Source organism: Pseudomonas sp. MPFS (genome assembly GCF_022537035.1).
Taxonomy (GTDB): Bacteria; Pseudomonadota; Gammaproteobacteria; order Pseudomonadales; family Pseudomonadaceae; genus Aquipseudomonas; species Aquipseudomonas sessilinigenes.
In genome coordinates this window covers 5,635,629-5,646,672 of record NZ_CP066123.1, presented here as the reverse complement: position 1 = coordinate 5,646,672, position 11,044 = coordinate 5,635,629, and the positions used below count along the sequence as shown (strand labels likewise).

Annotated in this window: 12 protein-coding genes; 2 read left to right on the top strand and 10 right to left on the bottom strand. The window is 62.6% G+C overall.

Going from position 1 to position 11,044, the window contains the following annotated elements; all coding sequences use genetic code 11:
* Positions 1-116: 116 nt before the first annotated feature.
* Both I9018_RS25790 and I9018_RS25785 read left to right on the top strand, forming a co-directional pair.
* The gene (locus I9018_RS25790; protein WP_068584952.1) at positions 117-887 is read left to right on the top strand and encodes a MipA/OmpV family protein; all 771 of its coding nucleotides are present in this window, start codon (positions 117-119) and stop codon (positions 885-887) included.
* Between the two features lie 147 nt (positions 888-1,034).
* Positions 1,035-1,898 (top strand): fatty acid desaturase, encoded by an 864-nt coding sequence (locus I9018_RS25785; protein ID WP_068584955.1) that lies wholly within the window; start codon positions 1,035-1,037, stop codon positions 1,896-1,898.
* Positions 1,899-1,920: 22 nt separating this feature from the next.
* On the opposite strand, the gene I9018_RS25780 is transcribed toward I9018_RS25785, so the two are convergent.
* The 10 genes from I9018_RS25780 to I9018_RS25735 all read right to left on the bottom strand — a co-directional run bounded on the left by I9018_RS25780 (position 1,921) and on the right by I9018_RS25735 (position 10,858).
* A complete protein-coding gene (locus tag I9018_RS25780) occupies positions 1,921-2,895 on the bottom strand; it encodes a transposase (RefSeq protein ID WP_241106977.1) in 975 nt (324 codons plus the stop codon).
* A gap of 278 nt (positions 2,896-3,173) precedes the next feature.
* A complete protein-coding gene (locus I9018_RS25775; RefSeq protein ID WP_068584958.1) occupies positions 3,174-3,581 on the bottom strand; it encodes an EamA family transporter in 408 nt (135 codons plus the stop codon).
* Positions 3,582-3,613: 32 nt separating this feature from the next.
* Entirely contained in the window at positions 3,614-3,988 is a 375-nt protein-coding gene (locus I9018_RS25770; RefSeq protein ID WP_068584962.1) for a transporter, read from the bottom strand.
* Positions 3,985-4,905: an arginase gene (locus I9018_RS25765; protein ID WP_241107866.1), complete on the bottom strand. Its 921-nt coding sequence runs from the start codon at positions 4,903-4,905 to the stop codon at positions 3,985-3,987. The genes I9018_RS25770 and I9018_RS25765 overlap by 4 nt, the downstream gene beginning before the upstream one ends.
* Before the next feature lie 149 nt (positions 4,906-5,054).
* Entirely contained in the window at positions 5,055-5,384 is a 330-nt protein-coding gene (locus I9018_RS25760; protein ID WP_178083990.1) for a GlpM family protein, read from the bottom strand.
* Between the two features lie 27 nt (positions 5,385-5,411).
* On the bottom strand, positions 5,412-6,689 hold the full coding sequence (locus I9018_RS25755) for a sigma-54 dependent transcriptional regulator (RefSeq protein WP_241110199.1): 1,278 nt from the start codon (positions 6,687-6,689) through the stop codon (positions 5,412-5,414).
* A gap of 44 nt (positions 6,690-6,733) precedes the next feature.
* Entirely contained in the window at positions 6,734-8,635 is a 1,902-nt protein-coding gene (locus I9018_RS25750; RefSeq protein WP_241107865.1) for a sensor histidine kinase, read from the bottom strand.
* 74 nt (positions 8,636-8,709) lie between these two features.
* Positions 8,710-9,444, bottom strand: coding sequence for an amino acid ABC transporter ATP-binding protein (locus I9018_RS25745; protein ID WP_185698496.1), 735 nt, complete (start codon positions 9,442-9,444; stop codon positions 8,710-8,712).
* Complete coding sequence (locus I9018_RS25740; protein ID WP_022640629.1) at positions 9,441-10,112, bottom strand: ABC transporter permease subunit; 672 nt, start codon at positions 10,110-10,112, stop codon at positions 9,441-9,443. The genes I9018_RS25745 and I9018_RS25740 overlap by 4 nt, the downstream gene beginning before the upstream one ends.
* Positions 10,112-10,858 carry an amino acid ABC transporter permease gene (locus tag I9018_RS25735; protein WP_068584980.1) on the bottom strand — a complete coding sequence of 249 codons (747 nt, stop codon included), beginning with the start codon at positions 10,856-10,858 and terminating at the stop codon, positions 10,112-10,114. The genes I9018_RS25740 and I9018_RS25735 overlap by 1 nt, the downstream gene beginning before the upstream one ends.
* Between the last annotated feature and the right edge of the window lie 186 nt (positions 10,859-11,044).

Below are 11,044 nucleotides of genomic sequence, written 5' to 3'. Positions count from 1 at the left end.
TGTTTTGTAGCTTTCTAGCTACAATTTTTGTAGCTCCCTACAAACAACATCAGTGCTTGCGCCCGAGGGGGGCTCTGGTGATTGATGCGCGCATGTTCAGACAAGGAAACTCATTCATGCCAAGGCTATTCCCTTCATCCCTGCTCGCCGGACTGCTGTCGCTGGGCCTGGCCTGCAGCGCCTGGGGCGACTCCGGCATCACCGGCGAACTGGGATTGGGTATCGGCTACCAGCCCCATGACCCCACGGGCAGCCGCTATGACACCACCCCATTGCCGTACCTGGACCTGGATTGGGGGGATGTCAGCCTGAGCGGTGACGATGGCCTGACCTGGGATGCCTTCAAGAGCAATGGCGTGAGCATGGGCCCCTACATCAATTACCTGCAGGGGCGTAACGCCGACGGCTCGCTGCGTGGCTTGCGGGACGTGCCCGACATGGCCGACGTGGGTGGCTTCATCCAATATGCCCCGGACGATTTCTGGCGGGTGTTCGCTTCGGTGGGTCAGGCCGTCGGGGGGGGCGGTGGCCAAGGCGGCATGCTGGGCAAGATCGGTGGCGAGATCGGCTACCCGTTGGGCATGGGGATCATCGGTAGCAACAACCTGACCCTGCATTTTGCCGACGCCCGGCAGAACCAGACCTTCTTCGGTGTCAGCACCAAGGAGTTCCTGGCTTCCGGCATCGAGCGCTATCACGCCGGTGGCGGCCTGCAGAACTTCACACTGACCCAGAACATCCAGGTGCCCCTGGGCAACAACTGGTCGCTGGTGGCCAGTGCCAGCTGGATCCGCCTGGTCAACTCGGCGGCCAACAGCACCATCGTGCGTGACAAGGGCGAGGTCAACCAGGGGCAGGTGCAGACCGCCATCAGCTACAAGTTCTGACGTCCTTTCGAACCGCTGCCGCGGAGCCTGGCAGGCCTTGAGGGGTTCTGTCGCGGCAGCGATCGGGGACATTACCGATAACGAGGGGTAAAACTGGTCTGGCCTTTGCAGTAACTGCCGCGAACTCAATTTCTCAGGAAGTTCTTCATGGCCCGACCTGCCTACCGTTTACTCGCCTATTCCCTCTGGGACCTGATTCCGATCGTCATGGCCCTGGCGCATTTCGCCTTTGTCCTGTGGCTGACCCTGGATTTCCATGCCTTGTCCTGGTGGGTCATCATCCCGTCGGCGCTGCTGTATGCGGTCAGCCTGTCGTGGAGCATCAACAGTATTTCCCATAACCAGATCCACAACGCCTACTTCACTCCGGCCTGGATGAACCGGGCCTTCGACCTGTTGTTGTCGGTCACCATCGGCTTCTCCCAGACCCTGTATCGCGATATTCACAATCGCCATCACCGGGGCAATTCCGACCTGCCAGACGCCCATGGCAAGACCATCGATCCGCTGTCGATCTACCTGCATGGCAAGGATGGCCAGCCGGACAACCCCTGGGCCTACACCTTCCTGAGCTTCTTTCGCGACGACCCCAAGGAGATCTACCAGGAAATGCAGCGCAAGCGCCCGGACGATGCGCGCTGGGTGAAAGTGGAGATCGCCGTGACGGTCGCGTTCTACCTGGCGCTGGCGTTCTTCGACTGGCACGCGGTGCTGGTGCTGCTGCCGTTCTGGTACCTGGGCCAGTCGCTGTCGTCCCTCAACGGCTACTACGAGCACCTGGGCGGTAACCCGGACCTGCCGATTGCCTGGGGCGTGAGCTCCTATAGCCCGCTGTACAACCTGATCTGGATGAACAACGGCTACCACGCCGAGCACCACTACCGGCCGAAAATGCACTGGACCAAGGTCAAGGCCTTCCATCGCCAGATTCGCGAGGAACAGCGTGCGGCGGGGGTGAAAGTGATCCCGGTGTCCCACGGGCTGGGCTTTTTGGTGTCCCACCGTCGGTAACCTGTAGATACCGTCTTGCCCGTTACCGGGCAAGCGCCAATTTCGGGTCATAAGGATGACCCGACTTGAGCACGCCAAATACGATGTGCAGCATCTTGCGCATCACCGCACAGACGATCTGTTTGCCCGCTTTACCCTTGGCGCGCAGCCGCTCTTTCATCGCCATGAGGGGCTCACTCATGTTCATGGCGGTGATGCTGGGTAGGTACAACGCTCGGCGGATACGCCCCGAACCAGCCTTGCTGATCAGCGTGCGGCCCTTGAATTTGCCGGATTCGGCCAACTGCGGATTCAACCCCGCAAACGAGACTACGGCCCGGGCGCTACGAAACTCCTTGAGATCGCCCAGTTCGGCCAGGATCACTGACGCGGTCTTCTCGCCGATACCGTCGATGCTCAACAGCAGATCCCGTTTGCCCCGCAAGTCGGGATCATCGTCGACATGCTGCTTGATCATCTGGCGGGTCTGGACGATGTCTTTTTCGATGTGGCTGATGTGCGACTGGATCGACTCCTGAACCACCGTATCCGCCACTTCCTGGCGATTACGCTCCATCTGCAGCATCTCCTGCAGGTCGTCCAGGCGTCGCAGCAGGACCCGTAGCCGGCGGATCGCCACAGGCTCCGGCGCCCAGGGCGTCAAGGGTGACTCGTGCTTGGCCTGGGCAAAGGCGGCCAGCAACTTGGCGTCCACCTTGTCGGTCTTGTAGTTGATTCCTTCGCTTTTCTTGAAGTAATGGACCCGGGCCGGGTTGACCACGATGACTTCGTAACCCTGGTGGTAGAGGTGCTCTGCCAGGGCTTCGTGATAAACGCTGGTGGCTTCCATAACGACCCTGGCGTCGGGCTGCGCATGCAACTTGAGCCACTGGTCGAGCTGGGCGAAGCCCTCGGCATTGTTGGGAATCTTGCCGCGTGTGCGGTACTTGCCGTTGGGCAGAGGCGTGGCGACATCGAATGTGTTCTTGGCGATATCGATCCCGATGACGTTAGACATATTCTCTTCCTCGGATGCGCGGGTTAAGGATCATCCGTCACTCGGTCTCAGCCTTGTTGATGCGAGCTACCGTGCGATGCAGGGCTCAGGATACCGTTCGGACTTAGCGAGTGAGGTTGAAGAGGAGGAGCTCAATCTACAGTGCAGGCTCAAGGCCTTAGCCGCTGCCCGGCTTCATTCCTCTTCCTCGATGATCAGTCGAGAACTATCGCGTGTGTAAACGCGATAGTCGAGATACAAGCTGCTGCCCAAGGCTGAAGTTGCCGAAGATCCTGTCTTCAGGCCGCTTCGCCTTCGCCCTCGGCCAGCAGGGCGATCCCGCCCATGATCACGAAGACCCCGAGCCAGTGCAGCGGGTTGATCTGCTCGTTCAGCACCAGCCACGATCCCAGCAGGACCACCACGTACACCAGTGCGCTCAGGGGAAAGGCCAGGGACAGGCTGCTGCGCCGCAGGATCAACATCCAGACGAAGAACGCGCCGATATAGCAGGCAATCGCGGTCAGCACTCCGGGGTTGGCCACCACGGCTGCCAGCCATTGCAGGCTGAAGTCCATCTGGCCCAGTTGGTCGCCGCCGACCTTGGTGGCGATCTGGCCGGCGCCCTCGAAACTGATCAACAGGAACCAGAGCACCAGGGTACCCAGGCGCCCATGCAACCAGTCATTAGCGTGGTTCGAACTCATGAAGCGTTTCCTTGTATGCGTTGATGGGAGGCTCAGGTGCTGGCGATGCAAACCAGCATCACGCCAGCGGTGATGACCAGGGTGCCGAGCCAGCGCCGACGACTGACGGTTTCTCCCAGTACCAGCTTGCCCGCCAGTACCACTCCGCAGTAGCCCAGGGCCGCGGCCGGGAACAGCAGGCTCAGCGGGGCCCGGGACAGAGCCTCCAGCCAGACGAAGAATTCCACGGCATAGGCGCCTACCCCGCACCACAACAGCGGGGCGTTGAATACCTGGCCCCAGAAGGCGTTCAGGCGGAAACCTCCCTCCAGCTCCGGCAGGCGGTCCAGGCCCAGTTTGAAACACAGTTGGCCGATCACATCCAGGAGGATGGAAAAGGCCACCAGCAGCACAACGACAAATGTCATGGGAACAGCTCCTCGAACAGCGAAATCAAGGCTTCATTGGTCACTGAATTGCGTAGCAGGTCTTCCTGGCTCCAGCGTTCGGCCGGTGGTTGGTCGGACTTGGCTTCCCAGCGCTTGAAGGCGTTGCTGAAGGCTGGCTTGGCGAATTCGCCACAAACGTCGATGCCCAGGATCCGCTTGCGTGCCGCCAGGGTCCGTATCGCCTGCAGCAGGTGGGTCAGGCGCATGCCACCCTGGTCCCAGTTGGTGGCGGCGTCCTCGCTGGCCAGCACGTCCTTGTCGATGGTGATCCAGACCGCCTCGGTGGGCAGGCTGTCGATCAGCCCTTGAAGAAACGCCGGCCAGTCCACCTGTGCCAGGTTTTGCCAGTGCAGGTGCTTGTCCTGTTGCTGGTGCCCGGCACCGTCGCCGACCTGGCCCCAGACCCTGGAGGGTTCGTGTTGCCAGGGAAACAATTGCAGCTTGCCGTGCTTCAGGGCGCCGAGGTTGCCACCGCGCAGCTGTGGATTGTGCAGGTCTTCGCTGCAGGGGCCGAGGGTGACGATACGTTGGATGTTCGCCAGCTTCAGTGCCCGGTTGACCCAGGAGCCGCAATGCCGGCGCGGGGCGAAGCGCACCCAGTCCGGATGGTTGTCGAAATGGATCAGGCTCACCGGCTCCGCCAGGTTGCCGAGAAAGGCCGGAGTCAGGTGGTGGTAGTCACCGGAGCCGACGAAGAAGATTTCCGGTTTGGAACCGCTGTGCCGTGGCCGTTGGCCCAGGCGCTCGGTGAAGTGGCGATAGGTTCGCTCGGTGGACCAGAGCCGCAACTTGGGGCCCAGGTCCAGCAGGTCGATGCGCCGGGCCTGGCCGCTGTTCAGGCGCCGGATGATCGGCTCCTGGGCGGTCAGGCTGTGGTCGAGATCTAGAATGTTCAAGGTGCAATTTACCCATGGCAGCGCCCCCCAGAAAACTGCGCAATCAAGCTGGAGCGCAGGCTGGGCGGGCTTTGCCGGGTAAATGCAAGGGTCGGGCCAGGCTTGTCTGGCCGAGCCGGGCGGCGGCTGGGTCTTCGGCCAGGGAGGCCTCAGGCGTGGAGCCGGACCCAGACGCTGACCAGGATGCTGGCGGCGATCAACCAGGCCACGGCGGCGACGGCCAGTGAGGCCTCCAGGCGCAAGCGGTCGACCATGACATACAGGGTCGCCAGGTAGACGAAATAGGGAATGATCGACCACATGCCGAACAGGATGGTGGTCTTCAGGTCGTCGATCGAACGGCCCTTGCCGACGATGTAGTGGGCAATCAGGGCGAAGGTCGGGAACAGCGGCACCAGGCCGGCGATGTAGTAGTTCCGGGTCTTGGCCAGGGCTGCCAGGATCACCACTACCGCCGCCCCGAGGGCGGCCTTCAACAATAGATCCATGTGTTTGTGCGCCTTGGGTCAGTGGCTCAGGCCGTACTTCTTGACCTTGTCGAACAGCGTGGTCTTGGCCATGCCCAGCTCCTGGCTGGCCTGGCTGAGGTTACCGCCGCTGCGTTGCAAGGCATCGTTCAACAGGTTGCGTTCAAAGGCTTCCACGGCCTCGGCAAAGCCCAGCCCCTGGCCGCTGTTGCCGCCAGCCTTCTTGAAGGCCGGCAGGCCCAGGGCGAAGCGCTCGGCGACATTGCGCAGCTCCCGCACGTTGCCCGGCCAGTCATGGCTCATCAGGCTCGACAGGGTCTGGTTGTCCAGCTCCGGTGGCGCTCGGTCGAAACGCAGGGACGATTGCTGCAGGAAGTGTTCGAACAATTGCAGGATATCCTCGCGCCGCTCGCGCAGGGGAGGCAGCTCCAGGGTTACCACGTTGAGGCGGTAGTAGAGGTCGCTGCGAAACTCCTTGGCCCGGCTCAGTTCGTCCAGGTCCGACTTGGTGGCCGCGATGACCCGGCAGTCCACGGCGACGCTCTGGTTCGAGCCCAGGCGCTCCAGGGTGCGTTCCTGCAAGACCCGCAGCAGCTTGATCTGCAGGTTGATGGGCATGCTTTCCACTTCATCGAGGAACAGGGTGCCCTGGTGCGCATGCTCGATCTTGCCGATCCGTCGCTTGCCGGCGCCGGTGAAGGCATTGGCCTCATGCCCGAAGATTTCGCTCTCGAAGAGGTTTTCCGGCAAGCCGCCGCAGTTCAGGGCGACGAATTGCTGCTGCTGGCGCCGGCTGAAGTCGTGCAGGCAACGCGCAACCAGCTCCTTGCCGGTACCCGTCTCGCCCTCGATCAGCACGTTGGCCGAGGTATCGGCGACATTGGCGATCAGCTCCCGCAAATTCTGCATGGCTGGCGAGCGACCGATGATCCGGCCCTCCAGGGAGTTGCGCTCGGCCAGCTGGCGCCGCAGCGAGCTCACCTCCCGGGCCAGGCCCCGTTGCTCCAGGGCGCGGCGGGCCACGTCCACCAGGCGCTCGGGGGAAAAGGGCTTCTCCATGAAGTCGTAGGCGCCTTTCTGCATCGCGCCGACGGCCATGGAAATATCGCCGTGGCCGGTGATCAGGACCACCGGCAGGCTGCGGTCACGGGCCTTGAGGCGGGTCAGCAGTTCCAGGCCGTCGATGCCTGGAAGGCGGATATCGCTGATCACGATACCGGGGAAGTTTTCACCGACCTGGACCAGGGCGTCTTCGGCACTGCCCACGCCGATGCAGGGGATATCTTCCAGTGCCAGGGCCTGTTGGCAACCCAGCAGGACATGGGGGTCGTCTTCGACGATCAGCACGGTCAGCTCGTTGTTCATATCGGCTCGGCTTGAGTGGGGCTTGCCAGGGGCAAGCTGAGGACAAAGGCGGTGCCGCCGCTTGCCGGGTGTTCCACCCCCAGGCTGCCGCCCGTGGCGGCGGCGAGGCTGGCGGACAGGGTCAGGCCCAGTCCCAGCCCTTGTTCGCCGGGCTTGGTGGTGAAGAAGGGTTCGAACAGGTGCTTGCGCGTTTCAGGGTCGATGCCGTGGCCGTTATCCCGCACCCGCAGGCGGTATTTGCCGTCGCTGGCCTCGCCCTCCAGCCAGAGCTGGGGCGCCGGCTGCGCCTGCATGGCATCCAGGGCATTGCCCATGAGGTTGACCAGGATCTGTTCCAGGCGGGTCTGGTCGATTTGCAGGGTCTGTTCGCTGAAGTCGCGGTGCAGCTGTAGCGGCAGCGGTTCGATACGCGCGCCGAGGACCTGCAGGGCGGCGTCCACGGCCTTGCCCAGGCTGGCCTGGCCCTGGTCGTCGCCACGGCGGGCGAAGGAGCGCAGGCTGGCAGTGATGCGGCCCATGCGGTCGATCAGTTCGTTGATGGTCTTGAGGTTGGCGCTGGCGGTGTCCAGGGCGCCGCGTTCGAGGAAGCGCACGGTGTTGCCGGACAGGGTACGTAGCGCCGCCAGGGGCTGGTTGAGTTCGTGGGCGATGCTGGTGGACATCTGGCCGATGGCCGCCAGCTTGCCGGCCTGGACCAGCTCGTCCTGGGCCCGGCGCAGGGTTTCCTCGGCCTGGCGGCGCTCACGGATCTGCGCCTTGAGCCGCTCGTTACTGGCCCGCAGGTCGGCAGTGCGTTCGGTGATCTTGCGTTCCAGTTGGCTATTGGCTTCTTGCAGGGCCTCGCGAGCGGCGAGACGAGTGGCGATGGCTTTGCGCCGCTCGTTCCAGGCGATCAGTAGAAAAGCCACCAGGCCGAAGGCCACGGCTACCAGGATGCCCTGGTTGATGGCCTCGCGGCGCAGGTCCTGCAGGGGCGTGAGGAGGGTGAAGTTCCAGGGTGTATCGCTCAAGGGGCGCGTCTGGGACAGGTAGCTGATGGGCTTGTCATCGGAGGCCAGTTCGGTGTTGGCCGGGAAGCTCAGTTTTTCCATGCCTTCGGCCAGGCGCTCCCGGGCCAGGGGCTCCAGCTCGTTGAGGGGAAACCAGTAGTACTGCAGGCTGCGAGCCAGGCGTTCCTTGGTGTCGTCGCTCAGGGGACGTACCGACTTGAGGCGTCGCGAGGGATCGCTGGAGAGAATGATGATGCCGTTCTCGTCGCTGACGAACGCTTCCAGGCGCGCTCTTTGCCAGCGTTCTTCCAGGGCCTCCAGGCGTACCTTGACCACCGCCACGCCAATGATCTTGCCCTGTTCCTCCAGGCCGTGGGCCAGGTAGTAGCCGGGTTCGCCGTTGGTGCTGCCAATCCCGTAGAAACGCCCGGGGTAGCCGCGTACGGCATTCTGGTAATAGGCCCGGAACGACAGGTCTTCGCCCAGGTAGCTGTCGACATCGCGCCAGTTGCTGGTGGCCAGCACCCGGCCGGTGGTGTCCATGACATAGATGGCCCGGCTGCGGCTGCGGCGGTTCAGGCCTTCAAGGTATTGGTTGACGGCTTGCCGGTGTTCCGGCGAAGGATCGGCCAGCAGCGTCGAGACGCTGGATTCCAGTTCCAGCAGGCTGGGCAGGTAGGTGTACTTGCTGATCTCGCTCTCTACGGCCCGGGCATGCAGCTCCAGCTGGCGTGCGCCATTTTCACTGAGGGTGCGAATGCCGTTGTGCTCGCTGATCCAGAAGCCGGCATAGCCCAGGGCGGTCATCAGCACGATGATCAGCGGCGGTAGGAACAGGTGGCGGATCAGACGGGGTTTCACGGCAAGTGATGGCGGCGTAGCGCGATAGAGAGTGGGGTCGCATTTCATCACAGATGCCTTGGGTCAACCACTGTGCAATGCCCGCAGGAGCTGGCGAACCAGCTCCTGCGGGAACACAGGTTTTAGTGCTGCAGGATTTTCTCGAGGAAGTGCTGCGCACGTTCGGAGCGGGCGTTGATGTCGCCGAAGAACTCTTCTTTCTGGCAGTCCTCGATGATCTGCCCCTTGTCCATGAAGATCACCCGGTTCGCCACCTTGCGGGCAAAGCCCATTTCGTGGGTCACGCACATCATGGTCATGCCTTCGTTGGCCAGTTGCACCATCACATCCAGCACCTCGTTGACCATTTCCGGGTCCAGGGCCGAGGTCGGTTCGTCGAACAGCATGACGATCGGGTCCATGGCCAGGGCGCGGGCGATGGCCACACGTTGTTGCTGGCCGCCGGAAAGCTGGCCCGGATGCTTGTGGGCATGGGCGGCCAGGCCGACTCGCTCGAGCAATTGCAGGCCTTTCTTGGTGGCCTCTTCCTTGCTGCGGCCCAGGACCTTGACCTGGGCGATGGTCAGGTTCTCGGTGATGCTCAGGTGCGGGAACAGTTCGAAGTGCTGGAACACCATGCCGACCCGCGAGCGCAGCTTGGGCAGGTCGGTCTTGGGGTCGGCAATGGACGTACCGTCGACCACGATGTCGCCTTTCTGGAACGGCTCCAGGGCATTGACGCACTTGATCAGGGTCGACTTGCCCGAACCGGACGGCCCGCAGACCACCACCACCTCACCTTTCTTGACCTCGGTGCTGCAGTCGGTCAGTACCTGGAAGTCCCCATACCACTTGTTGACGTTTTTGATAGAGATCATACGGCGAACCTTTTTTGCAGACGCTTGACCAGCAGCGAGGCGGCGAAGCTGATTGTGAAATACACCAGACCGGCGAAGATCAGGAATTCATTGGAGCGGCCGATGATGTCGCCGCTGGAGCGCGAGGCATTGAGGAAGTCCACCAGGCCCACGGTGTATACCAGGGAGGTGTCCTGGAACAGGATGATGCTCTGCTGCAGCAGCAGTGGGGTCATCTTGCGAAAGGCCTGGGGCAGGATGATCAGGCGCATGGTCTGGCCGTAGGTCATGCCCAGGGCCTGGGCGGCGCCCATCTGGCCCTTGGGGATCGACTGCACGCCGGCCCGGACGATTTCGCAGAAGTACGCTGCTTCGAACATCATGAAGGCCACGATGCACGAGGTGAACGCGCCGATCGGGGTGTCTTCGCCGGTGATCCAGCGCAGCACGAAAGGCACCGCCAGGTAGAACCAGGTGATCACCAGCAGCAGCGGGATCGAGCGGAAGTAGTTGACGTAGGCGCCGGCGATGTTCGCCAGCAGCTTGTTGTGGGACAGGCGCATCAGGGCCAGCAGGGTGCCGAGGATGATCCCCCCGACTACGCCCAGAACCATCAGCTTGAGGGTCATCAGCATGCCGTTCCACAGGCCGGGAATGGCCGGGACGATGCCCGAGAAGTCGAATTCCATTATTTACCTCCCACGGAGATCAAGCCGGGGACCGAGACTTTCTTCTCCACCAGGCGCATCAGCAGCATCAGGCTCATGTTCAGGGTGAAGTAGATCAGGGTGGCCAGGGTGAAGGCTTCGAACAGGTTGGCCGAGAACTCGGCGGTCTGCTTGGTCTGGGCCAACAGCTCCATCAGGCCGATCAAGGACGCCACGGAGGAGTTCTTGAAGACGTTGAGAAACTCCGAGGTGAGCGGCGGAATGATGATCCGATAGGCCTGGGGCAGCAGCACGTTCCAGTAGATCTGCGGCAGCTTGAAACCCAGGGCGCGGGCGGCGGCTTCCTGGCCGCGGGGGAGGGCCTGGATACCGGTGCGCACTTGTTCGCAGACCCGGGCGGCGGTGAACAGGCCCAGGCAGACGACGACGCTCAGGTAGGCCGAGGTGGTCGGGTTGAGATCCTGCTTGTACCAGTCCTGCAGGTTCTGCGGCAGCAGGTCGGGCACCAGGAAGTACCAGATGAACAGCTGCACCAACAGGGGCACGTTGCGGAAGATCTCCACGTAGACGGTGGCGATGCCCGACACCAGGCGGTTCGGCACGGTACGCATGACCCCCAGGATCGATCCCAGTATCAATGCGATGATCCAGGCCACCACGGCGATGGCGATGGTCCAGCCTAGCCCCGAGATGAACCAGTCGAGATAGGTCTCGCTGCCCACGCCGGTGGACTTGAAGAACACGCCCCAGTCCCAGTTGTAATTCATTGGGGTTACCCCTCAGATCGTTCGATGTACTACAAGCACCCGCCTGGGGAGATCCGTTCCCGTCTGGCCAGGACGGCCAGGCACGCGCGATCGGCTCGACAACCACCGGTGCGAGTGTTTCCAGAATGTGCCAGCAGGTAGTGACAGGCTCCTGAAGAGGCCAGGGCCCCTTCAGGAGTAAGGTTA

What these genes read in the sequence shown, in the direction of transcription:
- I9018_RS25790 (WP_068584952.1), top strand. Translation starts at nt 117, where the DNA reads ATGCCAAGGCTATTCCCTTCATCCCTGCTCGCCGGACTGCTGTCGCTG.
- I9018_RS25785 (WP_068584955.1), top strand. Translation starts at nt 1,035, where the DNA reads ATGGCCCGACCTGCCTACCGTTTACTCGCCTATTCCCTCTGGGACCTG.
- I9018_RS25780 (WP_241106977.1), bottom strand. Translation starts at nt 2,895, where the DNA reads ATGTCTAACGTCATCGGGATCGATATCGCCAAGAACACATTCGATGTC.
- I9018_RS25775 (WP_068584958.1), bottom strand. Translation starts at nt 3,581, where the DNA reads ATGAGTTCGAACCACGCTAATGACTGGTTGCATGGGCGCCTGGGTACC.
- I9018_RS25770 (WP_068584962.1), bottom strand. Translation starts at nt 3,988, where the DNA reads ATGACATTTGTCGTTGTGCTGCTGGTGGCCTTTTCCATCCTCCTGGAT.
- I9018_RS25750 (WP_241107865.1), bottom strand. Translation starts at nt 8,635, where the DNA reads ATGAAATGCGACCCCACTCTCTATCGCGCTACGCCGCCATCACTTGCC.
- I9018_RS25745 (WP_185698496.1), bottom strand. Translation starts at nt 9,444, where the DNA reads ATGATCTCTATCAAAAACGTCAACAAGTGGTATGGGGACTTCCAGGTA.
- I9018_RS25740 (WP_022640629.1), bottom strand. Translation starts at nt 10,112, where the DNA reads ATGGAATTCGACTTCTCGGGCATCGTCCCGGCCATTCCCGGCCTGTGG.
- I9018_RS25735 (WP_068584980.1), bottom strand. Translation starts at nt 10,858, where the DNA reads ATGAATTACAACTGGGACTGGGGCGTGTTCTTCAAGTCCACCGGCGTG.